The following is a 24,621-nucleotide window of genomic DNA, read 5'->3' as shown; positions in this document are numbered from 1 at the left end:
GGGCTACCGGGCAGAAATGTGCCCCCTGCTGCCGTTCGTGCCGACTACGGTTCAAAGGCTGGTCACCGAATCAAGCAGCCGCAGCGCCACCTGCTCTCTGAAAGTCACCTAGTGCTATTTCGGCGAAAAACATGCTGTTACGCGCTCACGTAGTACAGATACGTCCTCCCTACAAATTGAAACAGGAGCCTGCGCTCCCGCTTCGTAGCGCAGTCTGAAGCGCGCTAAGCGCTTAAGCGCCGATGCCGTAACCCGCCAAGGCTGGCAAGACCAAGCAAAATCAACAGCGCACTCGCGGGTTCCGGTACGGCGAGCACGTCTCCGGGACGAACTGCCCAAGCATAGCCCTCGGCGCCTTGACCAGTTAATTCCTGAAGACCAACGGCTGTTCGGAAGTACCAGGCCGCGGTGGGAATCGGCGCGTAAGCCGTGCCGGTCACGTGTCGCGTGAAGGGATCCAAGTTGATAAATAGGCTCTCGTCGTTAAGGTTAGCCGGATCATCGACCAGGCCAAAATCGGCCTGCATCACACAACTTGCCGGATCGGCATCGTTCGTTATGCATTGGCCCTTGTTAGCCAAATTGACGTAGAACATGTGACCGAGTTCAGACACTGGCACACCAGCCGCGTCTCGCCAGCCGCCGTCGTTCCCGCCGGTGGTCGTCTTCGCGGTGCCGAGATCGGTCGTCCCGTTGTTGCTGAAGTCGAGGTTGAAGGCTGGGCCAATGGAACCCACCGTAGGCAAGCGCCAGTTGTCAAAACCGCCGTAAACGAGGTTCGCCGCCCAGATATTGGCGTCAGCCCAGTTCAGGCGACCGTCGGCGTCGTAACCGCTGGTCTGCGCATATTTCACGTCGGCCAGCCAGGTGATGTTCAAGGTGGTGTCGTAGATCATGCCGCCGCCGCGGTCGACCAGCGCCGCCTGCGCCGTCGACGGGGCCATCCCGCTCGCCAGCACTAGCGTGACCCCAGCTCCCAACATCCAGTTCCGCATCGCATTCATGCCCAACTCTCCAATCCGTTCGTCCGCCCCGCGGTACGCCCGCACAAAGGGGTTCATGCAACTAGCGAGCCTCAAGCAGTATGCACGCCATGTCGCGTAAGCCGTTGTTCTGGCTGACTACCTATTCGGTGTGCCGTCCCCCCGAACACCGAAAGGTAAAGAATGCCGACAGGAGCACGCGCCTCAGACGAAGGCGGACATGGCATCGAGGCGCACTGCGTGCCTCCTTCTAGCCACGCATCGGGGGGCTGATATCAATGTTCTGTTTCGAGCAACATAAATATGCCAATCGCATTTAATGCTTACGGCGTGTCAGCTGATCGGATGCCCATTAAACACTCGACAGCTATCGGTGATTTGCAGTCCTCCGACTGGCCACATGCAGGAGACATTGATGGGCAGCAGTTGGCCGTATGCCGTCCAATACCCCCTCACAAATAGCGCCCCGACAGCAGACCCCAATCTTCCCGATTACAAATTTGTAATCCTGCCGTCAGCAGCCTGACGGCCGCCGCAGCGCAGAATTGCCGCATCCATCCTCCAAGGAACCGCCATGCGCCTGCTGCTTGCTCTCATGCTTTCCCTCAGCCTCCCCGCTTTTGCCCAGCACGATCATGGTGCGCACAAGCCGGCCACTGTTCAATCCGCCCCGCTGAGCGATGGCGTGGTCAAGAAAATCGATGCCAAGGCCGGTGAGGTCGTGATCCAGCACGGCCAGCTCGACAGCATCGGCATGCCGCCGATGACCATGGCTTTCGGCGTTGCCGACAAGGCATGGCTGGGCAAGCTTAAGGCCGGTGACAAGATCAGGTTCGCGGCCGAGATGAAGGGCGGCAATGCCATCGTCAGCCGCTACGAGATGGCCAAGTAGGCCGCTTCGCCGATGCCTGAAATCATCCCCAACTGGCATCCGGCGGTCGTCCATTTTCCGATTGCCCTTGCTGTCACGGCCACGCTGCTCTTGCTGCTTGGCCGGTTGCGGCCGGCCAATCCGACATTCACGGCCAGCGGTCGGCTGCTGGTCCTCTTCGCCGCCCTGAGCGCCGGGCTAGCGGCGGCGCTGGGCTGGTACGCCTTCGAGACGGTTGAACACGACGGCGCCGGTCATCTGGTCATGCTCCACCATCGCAACTGGGCGTTGGCTGGCACGGCCGGGCTGATCGGGCTGGCCGTCTGGGATGGCCTGCGCCAACGCGCTGAACGCCTGCCGCACGCGGCATTGCTGCCGATCATGCTGGTGCTTTCCGCCAGCCTGGGGGTGACCGGATGGCTGGGCGGCGAAATGGTTTATCGGCACGGCATCGGCGTCTCGGCATCGGCTTTCGCTGCGCCGAAGGTGGTGGCATCGACGGTGGCAGAGCAGCCGGCGGCAACGCCTGAAACGGTTGCCGAAACGCCAGCCCCCGCCCCCGGCGAGCATATTCACAAGGATGGCAAACGCCATCGCCATTGAGGCTGCCCATGAAACGTCCGCTGCTTCTCGCCCTCCTGCTCACCGCGCTGGCCGCCCAAGGCGCCGAGCCGCTGCCCGGCGCCAGTGTTGAATCGTTGCTCGCCGCTGCCCGTGAGCACAGTCCGGATATCCGCATGGTCCGCCTCGAAGCCGAAGCGGCGCGCGAGCGCATCCAGCCGGCCGGCGCCCTGCCCGACCCGGTGCTGCGCATCGAGCTGGAAAACATCACGCGCAACGGCAGCCAGAATGCGACGCTCGACCCGACGCGGACGGGCGACACCAAATACACGCTGATGCAGCCGCTGCCTTTCTGGGGCAAGCGCGATCTGAAGCGTGACGTGGCCAGCGCTGAAGCGAGGCAGGCCGATGGCCGGGCCAGCGACACCTGGGCTGAAGTGGCCAGCCGCATCAAGACGCTCTATGCGCAATACTGGCTGACCGGTCAGTCGCTGCAACTGACCCGCGAGAACATCGAACTGACCCGCCGCCTCGAACAGATCGCCCAGGCCCGCTACGCCGGCGGCCTTGCCGCGCAACAGGACGCCATCCGCGCCCAGCTTGAGCGCAGCGCGATGGATGCCGAACTGGTCGGCATGGAAAGCGAGCTCCATCACCAGATGGTCTTCATCAACGCCATGCTGGCCCGGCCGAGCGGCGCGGCGCTGGCCGAACCGGCGGCGTTGCGGACTATCCCCGCCCGGCTCGATGGCGCCGTGCTGAACGACCGCCTGCTCGCCGCCAACCCGCAACTGGCCATTGAAGCCGCCCGCGTCGGCGGCGCCGAAAAGAGCCGCGAGCTGGCCTACCGCAATCGCTATCCCGACCTGACGCTGGGCGTCGCGCCGATGCAGGTCGGCAACCGCGTTGATGCCTGGAGCCTGATGCTGGAAATGAACCTGCCGTTGCAGCAGGGCACCCGGCGCAGCCAGGAGCGCGAAAGCGAACGCATGCTCGAAGCGGCGGCGGCGCGCAAGGAAGCGCTCGGCCACCGGCTGCAGGGCGACCTCAACGCCGCCCTGAGCAATCTCGAAGGGGCCAGGACGACCGAGCAGATCACCCGCACCCGCCTGCTGCCGCAGGCCGAACTGACTTTCAAATCGGCGCTGGCCGGCTACGAGAACGGCAAGGTGGATTTCGCCACCCTGCTCGACGCCCAGCGCCAGATCCGCAACGCCCGCCTCGCGCTGCTGCGCGCCCAGGCCAGCCAGCAAATACGGCTGGCCGAGATCGAACGCCTGCTTGGAGAAGACCTGTGAAAAACGGCCCGCTGTTCATTTTTATTGCCGTCGCCTTGACCGTCGGTGGTTTTGCCGGCGGCTATCAGTTAGCCCGGCAAAAAACGGATGCTGTTGAGCAGACTTCCACGGTCAACCCGGAAAAAGGGCAAAAACCGAAATTGCTCTATTACCGCAATCCGATGGGTCTGCCCGACACTTCGCCGACGCCGAAGAAGGATCCGATGGGCATGGACTACATTCCGGTCTATGAGGGCGAGGACGATGCGGCAGGCGACAGCGGCCTGAAGATCAGCGCCGAGAAAATCCAGAAAATGGGCGTCAAGGCCGAGCCGGCCACGCTGCAGGTGCTCGACAAGAACGTGCGCGCCAGCGGCCGGGTCGAAATCGACGAAAGCCGGACCTACACGGTAACCGCCAAGTTCGAGGGCTACATCGAGCGCCTGCACGTCAACACCACCGGCCAGCCGGTCGGCCGTGGCCAGCCGCTGTTCGAGGTGTACAGCCCGGAACTGGTCTCGGCCCAACGCGAATATGCCATCGCCGCACAGGGTGTCAGCAAGCTCAACGAAGCCGGCGGCGAAGCGCAGTCGGCGATGAAGCAGTTGGCCGACTCCAGCCTGCAACGCCTGAAAAACTGGGACATTTCCGACGAACAGATCAAGTCGCTGGCTCAGTCCGGCAACGCCAAACGCACGCTGACCTTCCGCGCGCCGGTGGCCGGCATCGTCACCGAGAAGAAAGCCGTCCAGGGCATGCGTTTCATGCCGGGCGAGATGCTCTACCAGATTGCCGACATTTCCAGCGTCTGGGTCCAGGCTGATGTCTTCGAGCAGGACATTGCTGCGGTGGTTGTCGGACAGAAGGCGCGAATCCGGATCAACGCCTATCCTGGCGAGGTCTTTGAGGGGCGTATCGCTTACGTTTATCCAACGCTGAAGGCGGAAACGCGGACGGTGCCGGTGCGTATTGAACTGGCCAATCCGAAGGGTCGATTGAAGCCGGCGATGTATGCCGAGGTGGAGATTCGGGTGGCCGGGGCTTCGTCGGTCGTCACCGTGCCGAACTCGGCAGTGATCGATAGCGGGAGCAAGCAGGTGGTCATCGTGCAGTTGGCCGAAGGGCGATTTGAGCCGCGGGCTGTGAAGCTTGGGGCGCGGGGCAGCGAATTCGTGCAGGTGCTGGAGGGGGTCAAGGAAGGGGAGATGGTGGTTTCGTCGGCCAATTTCCTGATTGATGCCGAGAGTAATTTGAAGGCGGCGTTGGGCGGGATGCAGGCAGCCAAGCCGGCGGTGGTTGGGCATAAGGCGGTTGGGGTTTTGAATGCCGTTGATGCTGCTTCTGGAAGCGTGACGATTTCGCATGAGCCGGTGGCCAGTTTGAAATGGCCAGCGATGAAGATGGATTTTGTTTTGGCGAATGCTGGGCTGGTTTCGGGTTTGAAGCCGGGCGCGGCGGTGGAGTTTGAGTTTGTTGAGCGAGGGCCGGGGGAATGGTTGGTGACTTCGGTGGCGCGGAAATGACGCTTTCCATTGTCGGGCAGGGGTTTCCGCCTTGCTGGCGGGCGTACTTTCTTTTGCTTCGCCAAAAGAAAGTAGCCAAAGAAAAGGCGACCCCGGGGGCTGCGCCGGCTTTGCCGGTTCCTTGCGCTACTCGGAACGCCGGGCGGCTGGCTAAACTCGCCTCCGGCTCAAACAACGCCAGCCGACTACCCCCGGCCTTCCTGCGTTGCTCAGCGCCTTCCACGGGGACCCCAAAGGCGTCCGGGCTCACCATTTCGTCGCAAAAAACCGGTTTCCACGGTCAACCGGAAAAAACGCCCAAAACTGAAATCAGTCATTCAGGCACCCAAGCTCAAACCCGGATCGTTCCTCCGGGCCCCTTGAGAGGTGCCGAGCAACGCAGGAAGGCCGGGGGCAGTCGGCGAGGACTGTCTGAGGGGCGCAGCCCCGAGTTCCGCAGCCGCCCGGCATTCCGAGTAGCACAGGGAACCGGCGCAGCCGGCACCGACCCAGGGGTGGCCTTTTCTTTGGCTACTTTCTTTTGGCCACACAAAAGAAAGTACGCCCGCCAGCAAGGCGGAACCCCATGCCAATTACCCGCCCGCACGCCGATCCAGGGCAAACCCCACAGAAAAGCGCCTCATGCTTAATGCCATCATCAACTGGTCAGCCAGAAACCGCTTCCTCGTCCTGCTTGCAACGCTATTCATCATCCTCGCCGGCATCTGGTCGGTGCTCAAAACCCCGCTCGACGCCATCCCCGATCTCTCCGACGTCCAGGTCATCCTGTACACCGAATTCCCCGGCCAGGCGCCGCAGGTGGTCGAGGACCAAGTCACCTACCCGCTGACCACCGCCCTGCTCTCAGTGCCGAAATCCAAGGTCGTCCGCGGTTTCTCCTTCTTCGGCGCCTCTTTCGTCTACGTCATTTTTGAAGACGGAACCGACATCTACTGGGCGCGCTCGCGCGTGCTGGAATACGTCAATTCGGTCTCCGGCAAGCTGCCCAAAGGCGTCAATCCGACCCTCGGCCCGGACGCCACCGGGGTGGGCTGGGTCTATCAGTACGCCGTGCTGGCCAAGGACAAAACGCTGGCCGAACTGCGCACGCTGCAGGACTGGTATCTGCGCTACCAGCTAGCCAAGGCGCCGGGCGTCGCCGAAGTGGCGAGCATCGGCGGCTTCGTGCAGCAATATCAGGTGACCGTCGATCCAATCAAGCTGAAAACCTACGGCATCCCGCTGATGCGCGTCGCCGAGGTGATCCGCAACTCCAACCGCGACGTCGGCGGGCGCACGCTGGAAATGGCCGAGACCGAGTACATGGTGCGCGGCCGCGGCTACCTGCGCGGCAAGGGCGACATCGAAAATCTGGTTTTGAAGGCGCAGAACGGCACGCCGGTGCGCGTTGCCGATATCGGCCGGGTCGAGCTGGTAGCCGACGAGCGGCGCGGCATTACCGAGCTGAACGGCGAAGGTGAGGTCGTTTCCGGCATCGTCATGTCACGCTTCGGCCAGAACGCGCTGGATGTCATCCACAACGTCAAGACCAAGATCGCCGAAGTCAGCGCCGGCCTGCCGGAAGGCGTCAGCATCGAGACCGTCTATGACCGCTCCGAACTGATCGAACGCGCTATCGCCACGCTCAAGCGCACGCTGGCCGAGGAAAGCCTGATCGTCGCGCTGGTCTGCATCGTCTTCCTGCTCCACCTGCGTTCGGCGCTGGTCGCCATCATCATGCTGCCGGTCGGCATCCTGGCCGCCTTTATCGGCATGCGGGCGCTCGGCATCAATTCGAACATCATGAGTTTGGGCGGCATTGCGATTGCCGTCGGGGCGATGATCGATGCGGCCATCGTGATGATCGAGAACGCCCACAAGCATCTCGAACGGCTCAAACCCGGCGAGTCGCGCAGCGAGGCCATCATCGCTGCCTGCAAGGAAGTCGGCCCCGCCCTCTTCTTCAGCCTGCTCATCATCACCGTCTCCTTCCTCCCCGTGTTCACGCTCGAAGCCCAGGAAGGCCGGCTGTTCGCACCGCTGGCCTGGACCAAGACCTTCGCCATGGCGGCCGCTGCCTTCCTGTCGGTAACGCTGGTGCCGGTCCTGATGCTGCTCTTCATCCGCGGCCACATCCGGCCGGAAGCCGAAAACCCGGTCAACCGCTTCCTGATCCGCATTTATCGCCCGATCATCGCCGCAGTCATGAACTGGAAAAAAACGACCATCGCCCTCGCCCTGATCGCCATGGCCGTCAGCATCATCCCGGCCAGCCGACTCGGCAGCGAATTCATGCCGACGCTCAACGAAGGCACGCTGTTCTACATGCCGACCACCCTGCCCGGCCTGTCGGTGACCAAGGCAGCCGAACTGCTGCAGACGCAGAACAAGATCATCAAGAGCTTCCCGGAAGTCGCCTCGGTGTTCGGCAAGGCCGGCCGCGCCCAGACCGCCACCGACCCGGCGCCGATGGAAATGTTCGAGACGGTCATCAACCTCAAGCCGGAATCCGAATGGCGGCCGGGCCTGACCACCGACAAGCTGATCGCCGAACTCGACAAGGCGCTGCAATTCCCCGGCGTCGCCAATTCGTGGACGATGCCGATCAAGGCGCGCATCGACATGCTGTCCACCGGCATCCGGACGCCGATCGGCATCAAGGTTTTCGGCACCGATCTGGTTGAAATGGAACGCCTGGCCAAGGAAATCGAAAGCGTCGTCAAGGCCGTGCCGGGCACCAGCAGCGCCTTCGCCGAACGGATCACCGGCGGCTTCTATCTCGACATCGTGCCCGACCGCATCGCCCTGGCCCGCTATGGATTGAGCGTCGGCGACGTCATGGATGTCGTCGCTGCGGCGCTCGGCGGCGAAATGGTCACCACCACCGTCGAAGGCCGCGAACGCTTCGGCGTCACCGTGCGCTACCCGCGCGACCTGCGCAGCGACCCGGAAGCCATCGCCCGCGAAGTGCTGGTGCCGGTGCCGGCCGAAATGGGCGGCGCCGCCAGCATGATCCCGCTCGGTCAGGTCGCCGAAGTCAAAATCAGCACCGGCGCCCCAGCCATCCGCACCGAAAACGCCCTGCTCTCGGCTTACATCTACGTCGACATCCGCGACCGCGACATCGGTTCCTACGTCGCCGAAGCGCGCAAGGCGGTCAATGAGCAGGTCAAATTCACCCCCGGCACCTACGTCACCTGGAGCGGCCAGTTCGAGTACATGGAACGGGCCATCGAGAAGCTCAAGGTCGTCGTCCCGGTCACCCTGCTGATCATCTTCCTGCTGCTTTACCTGAATTTCCGGCGCATCACCGAAACGCTGATCGTCATGCTCTCGGTGCCCTTCGCGCTGGTCGGCGGCATCTGGCTGATGTGGCTGCTCGGCTACAACCTGTCGGTGGCAGCAGCCATCGGCTTCATCGCGCTGGCCGGCGTGGCGGCCGAAACCGGCGTCGTCATGCTGATCTACCTCGACCACGCGTGGACGGCCGTGCAGGCCAAATGTGCCGCGGAAGGCCGTAGCCCGCAGGCCTCCGACCTCTACGCCGCGGTCATGGAAGGTGCCGTCGAACGGGTCCGCCCGAAGATGATGACGGTCACCGCCATCATGGCCGGCCTGCTGCCCATCCTGTGGGGGACAGGAACCGGCTCGGAAGTGATGAGCCGCATTGCCGCGCCGATGGTCGGCGGCATGATTTCATCGACCATCCTGACCCTGGCGGTCATCCCGGCGATTTACGCGCTGGCGAAACAGCACCAGCAAAGACTAAGCATCTAATAACGGTCGCGAACCCGCTCAAAAACCTCGGCGGCCAGATCAACTTGATCGGTGTTGCCGGCAGCTTTGTTCACCGAGCCGAAAAATTTCGCGAAGTCATCGGCCGACAACTCAGCTTCGGCGGCTTCGGGGAGTCGGCGCTCAACCGTTCGCCGCCGGTCGAAACAACCGCTGGGCGGGCCGACGTCACGGCCTCGCCGCTCCGGGCGTCCTCTGCGCTCGTTGCTCATGGCTGGCTCCACTGATTATGAAACCTGCATTTTCTCCTCGTAACAACGCTGGCGCAATCAGGCTAACGTCATATACCTGACGTAAGCATCTCTTTCTCCAAGGCACTCGCCAGCCAGGCTTCATAGCCGCCTTTCAGGGGCCTGACGGAGATGTAGCCAGCGTCGAGCAACCGGCGCGCCGCCTGAATCGCCCCGGCATCCTCCGGGCAGGCGCACAGGGTGACGATGGGCCTATCTTTCGGCCATTCGCCCACGGCATCGAGCAGCAGGTCATGCTCCGCCACCGTCGCGCCGGCAATCGGCCCGGTTTCAGTGATCATGCTTTGCCCGCGCAGGTCGAGGACCAGCGGCGGTTGCTCGCCATCCATCGCGGCGAGCAGTTCAAGCGGCGTGATGTGTGGTACGGCCGACAATTGCCGGAAGCGGTATTTTTGCCACAGTTTCCAGCCCAGCCAGAGTGCGATCATGGCGACGAGCAGGACAAGTGCGCTCCCCGTGTGCTGGTCCAGTGCAGCGATGGCTGCGCTGACTTCGTTGCGCAACAGCCAGCCGGCGCCGAGGGCGAGCCCGCCCCAGAGGGCAGCCCCGGTAGCGGCGGCGAGCAGGAAACCGGGCAGCCGCATGCGCAGAGAGCCGGCGATGGGTGGCGCCACCGTCGAAAAACCGGGAATGAATTTGGCAAAGACCAAGGAGCCGAGCCCCCAGCGGACAAACCGGGATTCGGTCTGGCTGACGCAGGAAGCAGGGTTGATCGACAGCTTGCACAGGCCCGCCAGCACCCGATAGCCAAAGGCCCGGCCCGCCAGATACCAGACCCAGTCGGCCAGCACCGAGGCGACGATGGCAGCGGCCAGGACGCTGGCGAACTGCCCCGAGCCGACGATCAGACTGCCGGCCAGGAGCAGCGTCGGAACGGCCGGTACCGGCAGGCCGATCTGTTGCAGCAGGACGTTGAGGAAAACGACCCAGACGGCGTCACGCTGTAGAGCTTCGCTGAGCTGGGAGATTTCCATGGCGTCACCTTTCGTTAATGTTCGACCGGCCCGGCCATGTCGAGAAGTTCATCATCCCGATTCGACGATGGCCTGGCCCATAGGTTCACAGCGATTGAACCGCCGTCGCCTCGAACTTGCCGGCCTGGTAATCGCGCATGGCCTGCTGAATCTGCTCGCCGGTGTTCATGACGAACGGGCCGTACTGGGCAATCGGCTCCTTGAGCGGTTGGCCGGCAACGATCAGTACGCGGGCATCCTCGACCGCTTCGATGCAGACAGCCGCGGCGCCGTTGTTGCTCAAGATGGCCATGTTGCGATCCGCCACCGTCGTGCCGGCGATAGTCACGCTGCCCCGGTAGGTGTAGGTGAAGGCATTGTGACCGACGGCGATCGGCTGCTCGAAACGCGTGCCGGCCGGCAGATGGACGTCGAGATAAAGCGGCTCGGTATCCGGACGGTGGACGGCGCCATCGACGCCGTGGCTGGCCCCGGCAATGACGCGGACCACAACGCCATTCTCGTCAGTGAATTCCGGAATGGCCGCCGGCGGGATGTCCCGATAGCTCGGGGCGACCATCTTCTGGCTGGCCGGCAGGTTGAGCCAGAGTTGAAAACCTTCCATCAGCCCGGCTTCCTGCTCCGGCAGTTCGGAATGGATCAGCCCGCTGCCCGTCGTCATCCACTGGGCGCCGCCCGGTCCGAGCAGGCCGACGTTGCCGACGCTATCGTGGTGGCGCATGCGGCCGGCGATCATGTAGGTGACCGTTTCGAAACCGCGATGCGGATGGTCGGGGAAGCCGCCGATGTAGTCGTCCGGATTCTCGTTGCGGAAGGCGTCGAGCATCAGGAAGGGGTCGAGGCGACGCTGCAGGTTCTGGGTCAGAACCCGGGTCAGGCGCACGCCGGCGCCGTCGGAGGTCTGAACACCGGCAACGAGGCGCTCAACCGTTCTGAATTGATGGCTGGATGGTGCTGTGTTCATGATTTTCTCCAATGATCTCAAGCCGGCAGCGCGCATTTCCGAACGCTGCCGCTCTTCGTTTTTAGGCAATCAATTCTTCGATCTGAGCTTCGGCCTCGGCAAAAGCCCTGCTCGCCGATTCGGCACCCAGCGCCAGACCTTCGGCGTAAATGAATTCGACATCGGTCAGACCGAGGAAGCCGAGAACGCTCTTCAGGTAAGGCACTTGCGAATCGGCCGGGGTATCGCGGTAGAGACCGCCGCGGGCCAATGCAACATAAACCTTCTTGCCCTTGAGCAGGCCTTCCGGACCCTTCTCGGTGTAGCGGAAAGTGACACCGGCGCGGGCGATGGCGTCGATCCAGGTCTTCAACTGGACGGGCACACCGAAGTTGTACATCGGCACACCAAGGACGATGACGTCGACCGACTGGACCTGGGCGATCAGCGCGTCATCGAGGGCGACACGGGCCGATTGTTCGGCCGTACGCTGATCGGCCGGCGTGAACAAGGCGCCGAGCGCCGGTTCGTCGAGCACCGGGTGCGGGTGGCTGGCCAGATCGCGCAGTTCGACCGCGGCATTCGAATTTTGGGCGAGCAGGCGAGCCGTCACGGTGTCGGCCAGACGGGTCGAGTTGGCACCGGCAGAACGGGCGCTAGCGTTGATTTGCAGGATTTTCATGATCGTTTTCTCCAGTTTTGGGTGGGGTTCTTGGTTCAAACCGCTGAAACCATGGAGTGAATTCTATTGGTCACGATAACGATCCGGAAGCCGTCAAAATGGGTATCATTGTTCCGTTTATGCAACAGTCAGGATGACCATGAGCCTTGATGCCAACGATCTGATCCTCTTCGCCCAGGTCATGGAGGCTGGCAGTTTTTCCCGCGCGGCCGAGCGCTGCGGGCTGCCCAAGTCGACGCTGTCCCGGCGCATTACCCAGCTCGAGACGAAACTCGGCGAACGCCTGCTGACCCGGAGCACGCGCCGTCTGGCCATCACCGAATTCGGCGAACAGATCCTCGATCACGCCAAGCGCCTGCTCGAGGAAACCGAGGCCGCTTCGGCCATGGCGCTGCACCGGCAAGGCACGCCGCGCGGGGTACTGCGCGTTTCGCTGCCGCCCGATTTTGCCGAGCTTGATCTGACGCCCCTGCTCCTCCAGTACGCCAGCAGTTACCCCGAAGTGCGCCTCGAACTCGATCTTTCGCCGCGCCGCGTTGACCTGCTGGCCGAGCGCTTCGACCTCGCCGTGCGCGCCGCCAGCCGCCTGCCCGACGACAGCACGCTGGTCGCCCGCAAGCTTTGCGAAATGCCGGGCAGCCTGTACGCCAGCCCGGCCTACCTGGCCCGCTACGGCACGCCGGAACAGCCGGCCGATCTGCTCGATCACGTTTGCCTCGGGGCGATCAGCGGCACCGGCGACATGCTCCCCTGGCAACTGGCGCGCGGTGCAGAGCGCTGGGAGGGCATGCCGACCGGGCCGCTGGCCGCCAACTCACGCAGCCTGCAACGCGACCTCGCGGCGCATGGCATGGGCATCGTCGGGCTGGCCGACCGCTTCGCAGTCAAATGGGTCGAACAAGGCCTGCTCAAACGCGTGCTGCCGGAATGGACCTTGCCGACCGTGACCATCTGGTGCGTGACGCCGGGCCGGCGCCTGCTGCCAGTGCGCACTACGGCCTTCATCGACCTGCTGCGCGCCGCCATGGAAAGCCGCTGATTCGCCTCGGCCAAACGATTTCAAAATTAGCCAAAATTTCCGGTTGACCGTGGCAATGCCTGCACGCAGGCGTACACTGCGCCCCTTACTTTTCAGCCAGGATGCCCGATGCAACAAGAACACTTCATTCCGGGCAAAGACGCCTCGCTCGAACACTCCATCACCTCGATGCAGGCCAAGCTGGCGGCGCGCGGTTTCGACATCGAGGAATGCTCCTGGCTCAACCCGGTCGACAACGTGTGGTCGGTGCATGTGCGCAACCGTGCCTGCCACCTGATGTTCACCAACGGCAAAGGGGCGACCAAGCTGGCCGCCCACGCCAGCGCCCTCGGCGAGTTTTTCGAGCGCCTGTCCTGCAACTATTTCTGGAACCACTATTACCTCGGCGAAACCATCGCCAACCGCGCCTTCACGCACTACCCGCGCGAACGCTGGTTCCCGCTGACGGCCCATGGCACCGACTGGCCGGCCGAACTGCTGACGCCCGAGCTGCAGGCCTTCTACAACCCGGAAGGCAATATCACCGCCGAAGTGCTGGTGGACATGAATTCCGGCAACGAGGATCGCGGCATCTGTGCCATTCCCTACATCCGCCAGCGTGACGGCGCCGAGGTCTTCTTCCCGGTCAATGTCATCAGCAACCTCTATGTCAGCAACGGCATGTCGGCCGGCAACACCCAGGCCGAGGCGCGCGCCCAGGCGCTGTCGGAAATCCTCGAGCGCCACGTCAAATTCAAGGTCATCGCCGAAGGCCTCTGCCTGCCCGATGTGCCGGACGAAGTGGTCGGCCGTTACCCGAGCATTGCCGCCGGCATAAAGGGTCTGCGCGACGCCGGCTTCGGCATTCTGATCAAGGACGCCTCGCTCGGCGGCCTCTACCCGGTCATGTGCGTGACCATGCTCAACCCGCGTGACCAGGGTGTCTTCGCCAGCTTCGGTGCCCATCCGCGCTTTGAAATCGCCCTCGAACGCGCCCTGACCGAACTGCTCCAGGGCCGCGCCCTCGAAGCGCTCGACGGCTTCCCCCCCCCCGGCTTCGACCTCGACGAAATCGCCAGCGCCCCGAATATCGAAATCCACTTCGTCGACTCGAGCGGCATCGTCAGCTGGGAATTCTTCGGCGATCAAGCCGACCATGAATTCGTCGACTGGAACTTCAACGACCTCGACAACGGCAAGACGGCCGACGACTACGCCTGGCTGGCCGAGCGCATCCACGCCGACGGCCATGACATCTACGTCGCCGACTTCGACCACCTCGGCGTTTACGCCTGCCGCATCCTCGTTCCAGGCATGTCGGAGATCTACCCGATCGACGACCTCGAATGGGAAAACAACAGCAACGGCAACGTCGTCCGCGCCGACATCCTGCGTCTGTCTGAACTCAACGACGACGAATGCTGCGAGCTGCTCGACACCCTTAACGAACTGAGCATCGCCGACGAACGCCCGGTTGCCGCGCTGATCGGCCTCGCCGCCGATCCCGGCTCGCTGTGGGCCGACCTCCGCGTCGGCGAACTGAAGACCATGCTCGCCCTGGCCGGCGGCGATCCTGACGCGCTGCGCGAAGGCCTCGAATGGGTCCGCCAGTTCGAGCAACTCGACGCCGGCCGTCGCCGCATCTACGCTTGCCTGCAAACCATCATCGACATGGAAGACCCGGCTACCTACGAAGGCGCGCTACTCAGCCTCTACGGCGAAGCCACGCTGGACCAGGCGATTGCCATGCTCGATGGCGATGTGCGCTTCTTCGGTCTGGTATCGCCAGGTCTCGACCTCGCCGGCTGCGACCTGCACCAGCGCCTGCTCAAGGAATACGAGAAAGCGCACGCGACCGCCTGAGGCAAATTGAGCTTGCCACGGTCAACCCGAAAAAACGGCCAAAATTGAAATCGGACGGCTGGCGCCACAAGCGCCTAGCCTGCCGCCCGGCTCAGCCATTTCAGCACCATCGCGTAGAGCCGGCCCGGATCGACCGGCTTGGTGATGAAATCGTTCATGCCGACCTCAAGGCAACGCGCCTTGTCCTCGGCAAAGGCGTTGGCCGTCATGGCCAGGATCGGGATAGTGCCGCCCTCGGGCATCCGGCGAATTTCCCGGGTGGCGGTCAGGCCATCCATGCGCGGCATCTGCATGTCCATCAGGATCAGGTCATAGCTTTCGCGACCAAGCATCTGCAGCGCAGCCATGCCATCGTCGGCGATATCGACAAGCAGCCCGACATCGTCGAGCATGGCCAGGGCGATTTCCTGGTTGATCGGCTCGTCCTCGACAAGCAGGATGCGGCTCCCCGGGTAATTGCGCCGCAAGGTTTCGCCAGCGCTGCCCGACAATTCAGTTTCGGCCGTCACCTCGACGGCCGCGCCCTTGTTGAGGCGGGCCGTCAGCCAGAAGATGCTGCCTTTACCCGGCCGACCATCAGCGCCGGCATCCCCGCCCATCAAGTTGGCCAGCTTGCGCGTGATCGACAGCCCCAGCCCGGTACCGCCGTACTTGCGGGTCGTCGAATTGTCGGCCTGCTCGAAGGCACCGAAGAGCCGCGGCAACTCGCTTTCGGCGATACCGATCCCGGTATCCTCGACCTCGAAACGGACGACAAGGCTGCCCGCATCCTCCTCATCCACGCTGGCGCGCAGCGTTATGCTGCCCTCCTCGGTAAACTTGATGGCATTGGTGACGTAATTGAGCAGCGCCTGCTGCAGGCGGGTCTGGTCGCCGAGCAAGGGCGGCAGGCTTGGCCCGGGCTCGACAGTCAGTTCGAGATGCTTGGCCAGCGCGCGATCGCGCATGATCGAGGCGACATTGCCGAGAATGCACGCCACCCTGAGCGGCGCTTCTTCCAGCGTGAATTTCCCGGCCTCGATCTTCGACAGATCGAGAATGGCATTGATGATTTCCAGCAAATGTTCACCAGCCAGTTCCAGGCGGTTGAGGCGCTCCATCTGCTCGGGCGCCAGGCCGCTGCGCCGGATCAGATGGGCCATGCCAGTGATGGCGTTGAGCGGCGTGCGAATCTCGTGCGACATGTTGGCCAGGAACGCGCTCTTCGCCACATTCGCCGCTTCGGCCGCTTCCTTGGCGACGGCCAGTTCGGCCGTGCGGCGGACCACCTGCTCTTCAAGATGCAAGCGGTGCTGCTTGAGTTCATTCTCGTTGTGCACGCGTTCGGTGATGTCCCGACTGATACCGAACAGGCCGACTACCTGTTGTTTTTCGTCAAACAGCGGCCATTTGTTCGTTTCCACGTAACCAAGCTCGCCATCGACGTCGTAATACGGCTCGATCTTGGCCAGCAACGGTTTGCCGTCCCTGAATACCGAGACTTCCTCTTCCTCGTAGAGCCGGGCGGTATCGGCCGGAAAGACTTCCCGGTCATGCTTGCCGAGCATGTCGCGCCAACTGGCGTGCCCGGAAATGTCGGCGAGGGTCTGGCTGCAGAAACGGAAACGGCTGGCGGCATCCTTGAAATAGATGAAATCGGTGGTCTGATTGAGGAAAGCCTCAAAATCCCGGTTGAAATCAGCCACTTTCTGCTCAGCCAGCTTGCGATCGGTGACATCGACATCCATGCAGACCATGATCTGCCCCGATGCCTCATCGCCGGGAATCAGAAAGGCCGTCGACTCAACCCAGCGCAACTCGCCCTCACGCGTGCGTGCGAGATATTCGGTCGGCCCCAGGGCATGTCCACTGGTCAGCACGTCGGCCTGTGCGACTCGCCATCTGGCCGCTTCGCCATCGTCCAGAATCAGCCGTTCCAGGCGTTTGCCCCCGGCCTCCTCGGCAGTCCAGCCATAAAGCGCTTCCGAGGCTGGATTCCAGTAAATCACGCGCCCTTGGGTATCGAACCACTGAACGGCCACGTTGGGCGTTTTTTCCAGGGTGGCCGAGAGCTGGCGCCGGGATGCCTCAGCCCGCTCGGTAGCCCGTGAGGCCTGCATCAAGGCTCGCCCCTGCGCAACAAAGGCGCCAGCCACCATGATGGCAATCAGCGCGAAGCCGAGGCGCAGCGACCACAGGTTATCCGGAGCAGCCTGCCAGCCGCCACGCGGCGTCGCGGCGATCTGCCAGGAACCCTGCGGTAGATAAATATTGGCCACGACCGGCTGGGCCTCGAACAATTCCGGAGGCCCGAAAAACACCTCGCCATCAGCGCCAGTCGCATCCTTGCCGCGAATCGCAATGTCAAACGGCGGTTTGTCATCACCCAGGCCGCTGCTGGCAAACAGCTTGTCGACATCGATTACCGCACTGACAATGCCCCAGAAATACTCCTCGCCCCTGCGGTCCGACAAATAGACCGGTAGCCGCGCCACCAGCCCAACGCCGCCCTGAACCAAATTCAGCGGCCCGGCCAGGACAATCTGGTGCGACACCCGGGCGCGCTCGACCGCCGCAAATTGTCCCGGCGCAGTCCGGTAATCGAGCCCGACCACCGCCTCATTGCCGAGCATCGGATGCACCCAACGAATAACCATGTCCGGCGCCGCGACAATGTTCCGGAGCTGCGTCCGACCAGAAAACAGTGGCTGGACAGCCCTGTCGAAACGGGCCTGACCAAGGTTCGGATCCAGCGCGATGACGCCGATCAGACCACGCACCAGCTGGATATCGCTATTGAGGTTGCTTTCGAGTGCATCGCGAATCACGGTCATGCGGCGCAAGACCTCGGCGCGTTCGGCCGAGGCAAACTGCTCACGATTGATTTTCTCGGCAAAATAGGCGGCCAGCGCCAGGCCGAAAAACACCAGTGACGCGGTGACCAGAAGAAGCACACGGCGCGTCACGGCCTGCCTCCCCCGGTCGCAGCACGCCGATGTTCGGCCAGAACAACGACCAACAGCGACACTCGACGGCAATTTATATCCACCTGAACTCCGGAAGTCAGCAACGCAATAATCGTTGCGTTTGATTGTATCCATCACCGGATAGCGCTGGCAAAGCAAATCCGGCCGAACTTCCCGGCTGCCTGCAACTCGAACGGTCAGGTCGAGCGGGCATTTCCTGTGCTTGGAGCGGCCAGCGAGGAGTCTGCCATGCCCCCAGTCATCCCCACCCGCCAGGAAAAAGATTCCTTCGGCCCCATCGAGGTAGCTGCGGAGCGCCTGTGGGGCGCCCAAACCCAGCGCTCGCTGGAGCACTTTGCGATATCCACCGAACGCATGCCGGAAGAGCTGATCCACGCGCTGGCCATGGTCAAGGCCACCTGCGCCAACGTCAACCGCGAGTTCGGCCTGCTCCCGGCGCCAATCGCAGCGGCCATCATCGTTGCCGCCAATGAGGTCACCAGCGGCCACCACCACGATGAATTCCCGCTCTCGGTCTGGCAGACCGGCTCCGGCACGCAAACCAACATGAACATGAACGAGGTGCTGGCCAACCGCGCTTCAGAGTTGCTGGGCGGCCAGCGCGGCAATGCTCGCCTCGTTCATCCCAACGACGAGGTCAATCTCGGCCAGTCGTCGAACGACATCTTTCCGACCGCCATGCACGTCGCCGCCGCCATCGGCATCGAGCGCCACCTGCTGCCAGCGCTCCGCCAACTGACCGCCACACTGGCCGAAAAATCGGCCGAGTTCGCCGACATCATCAAGATCGGCCGCACCCATTTGCAGGATGCGACGCCGCTCTCGCTCGGCCAGGAATTCTCCGGCTACGTCGCCCAGTTACAGCACGCCGAAAGCCTGATCGCCGCCAGCCTGCAGTCGCTCACCCCGCTCGCCGTGGGCGGCACCGCCGTCGGCACCGGGCTCAACACCCATCCCGAATTCGGCGCCCGCGTTGCGGCCGAACTGGCCGACCGCTGCGACATTCCATTCACCTCCGCCGCCAACAAGTTCGCCGCGCTGGCCGCCCACGACGGCCTGGTCGCCGCCCACGGCGCCCTCAAAACGCTGGCCGTGGCGCTCATGAAAATCGCCAACGACATCCGCTGGCTGGCCTCCGGCCCGCGCTCCGGCATCGGCGAAATCGGCATTCCGGAAAACGAACCGGGCAGCTCGATCATGCCCGGCAAGGTCAACCCGACCCAGTGCGAAGCGCTCACCATGCTCTGCTGCCAGGTTCTGGGCAACGACGTCACCATCAGCATCGCCGGCGCCTCGGGCAATTTCGAACTCAACGTCTTCAAACCGGTGATCGCCCACAACTTCCTGCAAAGCGTCCGCCTGCTCAGTGACGGCATGCAGAGCTTCGAACACCATTGCGTGCGCGGCATCACCGCCCACCGCAAACGCATCGCCGAACTCATGGAACGCTCACTGATGCTGGTCACCGCCCTGACCCCGCACATCGGCTACGACAATGCCGCCGAAATCGCCAAACTGGCCAGCCACGACGGCACCACGCTCAAACAGGCGGCACTGGCCCTCGGCCATGTCTCGCTCGAAGACTATGACCGCTGGGTCGTGCCGGCCGAGATGATTCATCCGGGAAGTGACTAGGTAGCCGAGTTCCACGGTCAACGGGAAAAATGGGCGAAATTTGGAACAAGCTGACCGTCGTTTTTGATCAAGGTTGCGCAGTCAAAACGAGGAACCTGAACGGGTTGACACGGTGACGACGGAATAGTCGTAAGGCATAGTCCTGCCACAACTGATTACCCGGAAAACTGTTCCAAAGCGGACATCAGCCTTGTCCGCCTGATTGTTGATTGATATGGAGATCGGCATCGGATAATCTCCATGTCATTAAAACTGTTACAGGCGATTCAATCGTGTCCGTATTATTGGCAATAACCCGGGCGTTTTTGCGTCTGAATAACTGTTAGAGCCCACAAGGAACCCAGCATGTCCGATGAGTTGGCCGCTGCCTACAAGTTGCTCCGAGCGTTTAAGACTGGGCAATTCCAAGCCGAGGCATCGGTTTCGGAAAAACAACAACTGTTGGTTCGGTTGTTGTCTGAAGATCTTGAAGTACCGGCAGGTGATCAAATTTTTCAACAACAAATACTCCTGGTCGCGGAAGCAGATAGCAAGTGGAACAACCAAACACAAATGTGCGTCAGTAAGTACTACGCCCTGTGTGAGCAAGGCCTCGCTCCAGAGGCCAACGCCATACGCACTCAGTTTCTAAGCGTGTGCCCTTCCTCGTGGTACCGCGGCATTGTGGAGGCTCTGTGAAAACCCCATTTTTTTCGTGCCAAGGCTCTAACAAACGCTTCGAGCCGACCGCCCAAAAGCGTCGCTTTTGGGTTCCCTCCGCGCTGCGCGCTCCGGCGTCGGCTCAAGCTGCACGTTAGGACTCATATCAATGGCTCCACATCATCCCGGAACCTGCAGCACAACCGACCCAATTATTGTTATGGCAATCTGTTTCGGTTGGTTCATCCTTTCCTCAATTCAAGCTGTGGCGGCCGGATTTCCGGTACATCCATTCACAGACTCGTCATTTCTTGGCATTGTCGTTCTGGAAATAATTCTGGCCACAATCGCAATAGGATTCCTCTACGTTCGTGGATTTAATCTGGGGCACCTTGTCCCGGTTCCAAGCGGTAAGGGTTGCCTGGTAGGCCTCGTGCTTTACGGTGCGACCCTGCTTCTGTCGTGGCCGGCAGAACTCGCAGGCGGGCGGTCTATCGTTGCAGTTCAACCAATCGAAGAAATGGCGTCCGGTGCCACAATCTCCCTTCTTCCACTCCTCGGAGTTTCAGTTATCAACGGGCTTTATGAGGAGACCTTCGTAATTGGGTACTTGCAGCGCACTCTGCAGAGCGCAGGTGCTTTCTTTGCAATTGGCATGACAATTCTTGTTCGTGTGCTGTATCACATTTACCAGGGGCCTGTCGGCGCACTGTCCATCGTGGCTTTTGGTCTAGTTCTCAGCATCTACTTTTTATGGAAAAAGGATCTTTGGCCAGTTGTCTTCGCGCACATCTTTGCAGACTTTGCAGGTTTTTCGTACGCGTGAGTCCTAACCCATCATTCCAAGGAACGCGCCGCGATAAAACCGCGTCGCGCCCCTGAATTCAAAAGTTGGACCTTTTGAGATAGCCGATGGAAATCGAAGAAGAAAACAAAGACCCTGTGCAGGGTGAGTGCGTTGTTCATACGCACCCCGTGCCACCCGGCGAACTTGATCGCTACAGCATCAATAGTGATCCACATTCAGAAATGGACATTGCGACGTATGTGGAGGGCCAAGCAAGAGACGAAGACGTCCAGCACGTCGAACGAATCAAGCAGGAGATAGTCCTTGGAGATGCCTACGAAATATGGGACGTGACTACCGACAAAGATCGTTATTGGGTAATCACGAATTTCACCAATCTATATTCGCAGAAGCACTTTCCCAGCCTCGATTACACATTGTCTTTCCACATCGGACTAATGATGCGGATAAGGAACCAATCAAATCGCGTCGACGCTGGCGATCCGAGCCCTTTTGATGAGGTGCTCAGGCGCGAGGAACAAGCTAAGGATAGACACGACAGCGCAGTAGAAGCTGAAGACTATCAGGCTGTCGGTATGCTTCTCAGAGAGAGCCTGATATCGCTAATCGCTGCGTTACGACGGCGAACCGAACTTCCCGATGAAGCTGAACGGCCTCAGGACTCAAACTTTCTTGGCTGGAGCGATGTCCTGATGAATCAGCTCTGTGGAGGCGGTAGCAACAAGGAACTTCGACAGCACTTGAAGAACACCGCCAAAGAAGCTTGGCAGCTTGTAAATTGGCTCACACACACAAGAAGTGCGAGCAAGACCGCATCATCAATTGCGATCCACTCCACCCAGACTGTGATTGGTCATTTCATACAGATTCTTGAAAAGAGCCGTTCAGATAAGACCGAACTATGCCCAGTGTGCAAATCACGGCATATACGAACACACTTCGACATTGCCATACCACCTGATGGTGATTACTACACGAGTTGCGGCGTTTGCGACTGGACAGACCATCCCGAGACGCAAGCGGAATAGCTATGCAACAGAGGCCCAACCCAACAGTCAAACGGACCTGCGCAAATAGCCGCGCCTGCCACCTAGCCAGCGCTATTCAGAACAGGCCAAATTTGTAATTCATGCGAAATAGCTACATCCCCGATTGAACTTCCTGTTATCTCACATGTCATTAAGTCAGTGAGTGGGATCACGGCAGCCTGAGACTCGTAGGCGTTGATGGGGAGAAAACGTATGAAACGTACTCTGCTGGCCGCTATTGCGGCATTCGTCACCCTTGCCGCTGGCATCGGGATATTCCAGAACCAGCAGCACAGCATCGGCGAGGCCTTGGCCCAAAATGCGCCAGCCAGTGCCGCGGCGCCGCCCGGAAAACCTGTCCCTGAAATGTCGGCCGTCGATCAGGACGCGCCGTATATGGAAGCTTGCGCCCGTGAAGGGCTCAACGAATCGGAATGCGTCGGGCGGCTGATCTGGTTCAAGGCCACGGCCGGCAACGAGCGTTTCCACACCTACACCTTCCAGCAACGCATCGGCGTGCTCGTCGACTGGTTCCGCGTCCTGCGCGCCGACCAGCGCGACGACCGGTTCTGGGCCTGGGGCATCATCAACGATCCGGCCTGCTGCAAGCCCGGCGACCCGGACTGCCCGGCCAAGTCGGCCGACGAAACCTACGGTTTCGACTGGTGCCCTGGTGACGACGTGCTACTCAAATACGTCGGCAAGGCGGGCTACGTCGACCCGGCCTGCGGCCTCAAGGATGCCGCACTCGACCCGGACGACCCGCACAGCCAGGGTGGAAAGGCCGACCAACGTGCTTCGGCCTGCGACCTCAAGTTCGGCACATCGACCGGGGCGCTCGGCCTGCGCAAGTTCCCAAACCCGCGCTTCGACGCCGCCAAATGGCAGGCGCTCAACGGCGGTAACGCCAGCTGGGCCGGCTTCAATGCCACCAAGGCGGCGGCCACCGGCGTCGAATCCGACAGCCGCGTTTCCAAGCTGGCCGATGCCTCGGTCGAGCCGCCCTTCCTGATCGGCACAACCTGCGGCTCCTGCCACATCGCTTTCGACCCGCTCAATCCGCCGGCCAACCCGGCGCATCCGAAATGGGAAAACATCAAGGGCCTGATCGGCAACCAATACACGCGGATGTCCGAACTGCTCGGCTCCGGCATGCCGAAGAGCGCGCTCGAATACCAGATGTTCGCCCACGCCCGGCCCGGTGTGACTGACACTTCGGCCATTTCGCACGACCAGATCAACAACCCGGGCACGATCAACGCGTTGATCAACGTCGCCCAGCGCCCGGTATTCAAGGGCGAGGTGATCAACAAATGGCGCAAGGCCACCACCTGCGGCGACGAGAAGGACGAGGACAAATGTTGGTGCGAACCAGGCCGTAGCGGCAAGTGCTGGCTCAAAAGCACGCGCGATGACGACACGACCACGGTCTTCCTCGGCGGCCAGAAGGTCGCCCTGCCCGGCGTCCATCACATCCTGAAGGGTGGCGAGGACTCGACCGGTGCCCACGAGGCGATCCAGCGCGTCTATTTCAATATCGGCTCGTGCTCCGAGCAGTGCTGGGTCAATCACTTCTCCGACATGCGCCAGGTTGATCCGGAGCAGCGTGGTTTCGGCCAGACCTCGTTCAACGTCGGTCAGTGCCGGCGCGATTGCCCGAATTTCCGGGCCGTCGAGGACAGGTTGCAGAACGTGCTCGATTTCTTCGCCTCGGCCGAATCGGACGAAACCAACCTGCAGGCTGCCCGCGCCAACAAGAAGGGCGGTGCCTATGCGCTGGCCGACCTCACGGTCGATCTCGAAAAGGAATTCGGCAAGGGCGCCGTCGGCCGTGGCCAGACGGTCTTCGCCGACAACTGCGCACGCTGTCATTCGAGCATCCCGGAAAGCGCCGGCGGCGCCTTCAAGAACCGCGATTTCGCGGCGCCCAATGACGCCCACCCGCGCAAGGTGCGCGCCGATTTCCTGAGCAATGACCTATCGACGCCGGTCACCGAAGTCGGCACCTTCCGTTGCCGCTCGCTGCACTCCAACCACAAGGCCGGCCACCTCTACATGGAATACGCCTCCGACACGCTGCGCAAACAGCAGGTCGTGGCCGATATTCCCGAACGGCCCGAACTCAAGGATGGCGGCCGCGGCTACATGCGCAACATTTCGCTGGTCAATGTCTGGGCGACGGCGCCTTTCATGCACAACAACGCCATCGGCCCCGAAATCTGCGGCAAGCCGGCCAACGCGGACAACGATTTCCATCGTGCCCGCTACGTCGACCGCGACGGCAAGCTGCTCGCCGCCCAGCCCGACTGCCTGCGCTACGACCCGACGGTCGAAGGCCGCTTCGAACTCTACAAGCGCTCGATGCGCGAACTGCTCAACCCCAAGGAGCGCGGCAGCAAGCGCACGCTGACCAACGCCGACCTGATCATCGACGTCGGCATTCGCCCGCTCGACGGCAAGACCGAGAAACCGGTGGGCGGCTTCGGCCAGGTCAGGATTCCGGCCGGAACCAGCGCCGGCTTCCTCAACGGCCTGCAGCACAAGCAACTGGTCGGCGACCTCTTCCTCGCCAAGCGCCACCCGGACAAGCTCGAAGCTGCCGGCAAGAAGGCCCAGTTGGCGACCCTGCAGGCGATGGCCGACGACATTCTCAAGAGCCCCGCCCGCTTCGTCGACATCCTGCGCGAGAAGCGCGATTTCCTCAGCGCCAATTACGAAACCTGCACGCAGGAAATCGAAAACGAAGGCCACCGCTTCGGCGAGGACCTTTCCGAAGCCGACAAGAAGGCGCTGACCGCCTTCCTGGCAACGATGTGAGCGAGGGG

Annotated in this window: 18 protein-coding genes; 12 read left to right on the top strand and 6 right to left on the bottom strand. The window is 61.9% G+C overall.

Going from position 1 to position 24,621, the window contains the following annotated elements:
• Positions 1–224 precede the first annotated feature (224 nt).
• A complete protein-coding gene (locus AC07TV_RS08045) occupies positions 225–1,004 on the bottom strand; it encodes a PEP-CTERM sorting domain-containing protein (protein WP_494647874.1) in 780 nt (259 codons plus the stop codon).
• Between the two features lie 553 nt (positions 1,005–1,557).
• Here AC07TV_RS08045 and AC07TV_RS08040 point away from each other — a divergent pair.
• The 5 genes from AC07TV_RS08040 (at position 1,558) to AC07TV_RS08020 (ending at position 8,971) form a co-directional block, all read left to right on the top strand.
• Positions 1,558–1,875: a copper-binding protein gene (locus AC07TV_RS08040; RefSeq protein WP_494647873.1), complete on the top strand. Its 318-nt coding sequence runs from the start codon at positions 1,558–1,560 to the stop codon at positions 1,873–1,875.
• Between the two features lie 12 nt (positions 1,876–1,887).
• Positions 1,888–2,457, top strand: a complete 570-nt coding sequence (locus tag AC07TV_RS08035; RefSeq protein ID WP_494647872.1) for a DUF2231 domain-containing protein — start codon at positions 1,888–1,890, stop codon at positions 2,455–2,457.
• An 8-nt stretch (positions 2,458–2,465) separates the two neighbouring features.
• Positions 2,466–3,713, top strand: a complete 1,248-nt coding sequence (locus AC07TV_RS08030; RefSeq protein WP_494647871.1) for a TolC family protein — start codon at positions 2,466–2,468, stop codon at positions 3,711–3,713.
• Positions 3,710–5,215, top strand: coding sequence for an efflux RND transporter periplasmic adaptor subunit (locus AC07TV_RS08025; RefSeq protein WP_494647870.1), 1,506 nt, complete (start codon positions 3,710–3,712; stop codon positions 5,213–5,215). Before AC07TV_RS08030 ends, AC07TV_RS08025 begins: the two co-directional genes overlap by 4 nt.
• A 621-nt stretch (positions 5,216–5,836) precedes the next feature.
• Positions 5,837–8,971, top strand: coding sequence for an efflux RND transporter permease subunit (locus AC07TV_RS08020; protein WP_494647869.1), 3,135 nt, complete (start codon positions 5,837–5,839; stop codon positions 8,969–8,971).
• Here AC07TV_RS08020 and AC07TV_RS08015 read toward each other — a convergent pair.
• The 4 genes from AC07TV_RS08015 to AC07TV_RS08000 form a co-directional block, all read right to left on the bottom strand.
• Positions 8,968–9,201, bottom strand: coding sequence for a hypothetical protein (locus AC07TV_RS08015; protein ID WP_494647868.1), 234 nt, complete (start codon positions 9,199–9,201; stop codon positions 8,968–8,970). The two genes, AC07TV_RS08020 and AC07TV_RS08015, sit on opposite strands and share 4 nt — an antisense overlap.
• 68 nt (positions 9,202–9,269) lie before the next feature.
• Positions 9,270–10,214 carry a VTT domain-containing protein gene (locus tag AC07TV_RS08010; protein ID WP_494647867.1) on the bottom strand — a complete coding sequence of 315 codons (945 nt, stop codon included), beginning with the start codon at positions 10,212–10,214 and terminating at the stop codon, positions 9,270–9,272.
• A gap of 85 nt (positions 10,215–10,299) precedes the next feature.
• The gene (locus AC07TV_RS08005; RefSeq protein ID WP_494647866.1) at positions 10,300–11,178 is read right to left on the bottom strand and encodes a pirin family protein; all 879 of its coding nucleotides are present in this window, start codon (positions 11,176–11,178) and stop codon (positions 10,300–10,302) included.
• A 61-nt stretch (positions 11,179–11,239) separates the two neighbouring features.
• On the bottom strand, positions 11,240–11,839 hold the full coding sequence (locus tag AC07TV_RS08000) for an FMN-dependent NADH-azoreductase (RefSeq protein ID WP_494647865.1): 600 nt from the start codon (positions 11,837–11,839) through the stop codon (positions 11,240–11,242).
• A gap of 139 nt (positions 11,840–11,978) precedes the next feature.
• On the opposite strand from AC07TV_RS08000, the gene AC07TV_RS07995 reads away from it, so the two are divergent.
• Both AC07TV_RS07995 and ycaO read left to right on the top strand, forming a co-directional pair.
• Positions 11,979–12,878, top strand: coding sequence for a LysR family transcriptional regulator (locus AC07TV_RS07995; protein WP_494647864.1), 900 nt, complete (start codon positions 11,979–11,981; stop codon positions 12,876–12,878).
• 108 nt (positions 12,879–12,986) lie between these two features.
• Positions 12,987–14,720 carry a 30S ribosomal protein S12 methylthiotransferase accessory factor YcaO gene (ycaO, locus tag AC07TV_RS07990; RefSeq protein WP_494647863.1) on the top strand — a complete coding sequence of 578 codons (1,734 nt, stop codon included), beginning with the start codon at positions 12,987–12,989 and terminating at the stop codon, positions 14,718–14,720.
• Between the two features lie 74 nt (positions 14,721–14,794).
• Here the strand turns inward: ycaO and AC07TV_RS07985 are convergent, their stop codons facing one another.
• Positions 14,795–17,665 (bottom strand): response regulator, encoded by a 2,871-nt coding sequence (locus AC07TV_RS07985; protein ID WP_494647862.1) that lies wholly within the window; start codon positions 17,663–17,665, stop codon positions 14,795–14,797.
• A 249-nt stretch (positions 17,666–17,914) separates the two neighbouring features.
• Here AC07TV_RS07985 and fumC point away from each other — a divergent pair, with 249 nt between their 5' ends.
• The 5 genes from fumC to AC07TV_RS07960 all read left to right on the top strand — a co-directional run bounded on the left by fumC (position 17,915) and on the right by AC07TV_RS07960 (position 24,613).
• Positions 17,915–19,321 (top strand): class II fumarate hydratase, encoded by a 1,407-nt coding sequence (gene fumC / locus AC07TV_RS07980; RefSeq protein WP_494647861.1) that lies wholly within the window; start codon positions 17,915–17,917, stop codon positions 19,319–19,321.
• A 345-nt stretch (positions 19,322–19,666) separates the two neighbouring features.
• Positions 19,667–19,999, top strand: coding sequence for a hypothetical protein (locus tag AC07TV_RS07975; RefSeq protein WP_494647860.1), 333 nt, complete (start codon positions 19,667–19,669; stop codon positions 19,997–19,999).
• 130 nt (positions 20,000–20,129) lie between these two features.
• The gene (locus AC07TV_RS07970) at positions 20,130–20,786 is read left to right on the top strand and encodes a CPBP family intramembrane glutamic endopeptidase (RefSeq protein ID WP_494647859.1); all 657 of its coding nucleotides are present in this window, start codon (positions 20,130–20,132) and stop codon (positions 20,784–20,786) included.
• An 86-nt stretch (positions 20,787–20,872) separates the two neighbouring features.
• Positions 20,873–21,796 (top strand): hypothetical protein, encoded by a 924-nt coding sequence (locus AC07TV_RS07965; protein WP_494647858.1) that lies wholly within the window; start codon positions 20,873–20,875, stop codon positions 21,794–21,796.
• 213 nt (positions 21,797–22,009) lie between these two features.
• Positions 22,010–24,613 (top strand): cytochrome c, encoded by a 2,604-nt coding sequence (locus tag AC07TV_RS07960; protein ID WP_494647857.1) that lies wholly within the window; start codon positions 22,010–22,012, stop codon positions 24,611–24,613.
• Positions 24,614–24,621 lie beyond the last annotated feature (8 nt).

The sequence above is a fragment of the Azonexus sp. GW821-FHT04F04 genome (genome assembly GCF_059420025.1).
This window is presented reverse-complemented; position numbering and strand designations above follow the sequence as displayed.

Bases quoted from the DNA above. Each gene is read 5' to 3' on its own strand.
- AC07TV_RS08045 (WP_494647874.1), bottom strand. From the start codon at position 1,004: ATGAATGCGATGCGGAACTGGATGTTGGGAGCTGGGGTCACGCTAGTG.
- AC07TV_RS08040 (WP_494647873.1), top strand. From the start codon at position 1,558: ATGCGCCTGCTGCTTGCTCTCATGCTTTCCCTCAGCCTCCCCGCTTTT.
- AC07TV_RS08035 (WP_494647872.1), top strand. From the start codon at position 1,888: ATGCCTGAAATCATCCCCAACTGGCATCCGGCGGTCGTCCATTTTCCG.
- AC07TV_RS08030 (WP_494647871.1), top strand. From the start codon at position 2,466: ATGAAACGTCCGCTGCTTCTCGCCCTCCTGCTCACCGCGCTGGCCGCC.
- AC07TV_RS08020 (WP_494647869.1), top strand. From the start codon at position 5,837: ATGCTTAATGCCATCATCAACTGGTCAGCCAGAAACCGCTTCCTCGTC.
- AC07TV_RS08015 (WP_494647868.1), bottom strand. From the start codon at position 9,201: ATGAGCAACGAGCGCAGAGGACGCCCGGAGCGGCGAGGCCGTGACGTC.
- AC07TV_RS08010 (WP_494647867.1), bottom strand. From the start codon at position 10,214: ATGGAAATCTCCCAGCTCAGCGAAGCTCTACAGCGTGACGCCGTCTGG.
- AC07TV_RS08005 (WP_494647866.1), bottom strand. From the start codon at position 11,178: ATGAACACAGCACCATCCAGCCATCAATTCAGAACGGTTGAGCGCCTC.
- AC07TV_RS08000 (WP_494647865.1), bottom strand. From the start codon at position 11,839: ATGAAAATCCTGCAAATCAACGCTAGCGCCCGTTCTGCCGGTGCCAAC.
- AC07TV_RS07995 (WP_494647864.1), top strand. From the start codon at position 11,979: ATGAGCCTTGATGCCAACGATCTGATCCTCTTCGCCCAGGTCATGGAG.
- ycaO (WP_494647863.1), top strand. From the start codon at position 12,987: ATGCAACAAGAACACTTCATTCCGGGCAAAGACGCCTCGCTCGAACAC.
- fumC (WP_494647861.1), top strand. From the start codon at position 17,915: ATGCCCCCAGTCATCCCCACCCGCCAGGAAAAAGATTCCTTCGGCCCC.
- AC07TV_RS07975 (WP_494647860.1), top strand. From the start codon at position 19,667: ATGTCCGATGAGTTGGCCGCTGCCTACAAGTTGCTCCGAGCGTTTAAG.
- AC07TV_RS07970 (WP_494647859.1), top strand. From the start codon at position 20,130: ATGGCTCCACATCATCCCGGAACCTGCAGCACAACCGACCCAATTATT.
- AC07TV_RS07965 (WP_494647858.1), top strand. From the start codon at position 20,873: ATGGAAATCGAAGAAGAAAACAAAGACCCTGTGCAGGGTGAGTGCGTT.
- AC07TV_RS07960 (WP_494647857.1), top strand. From the start codon at position 22,010: ATGAAACGTACTCTGCTGGCCGCTATTGCGGCATTCGTCACCCTTGCC.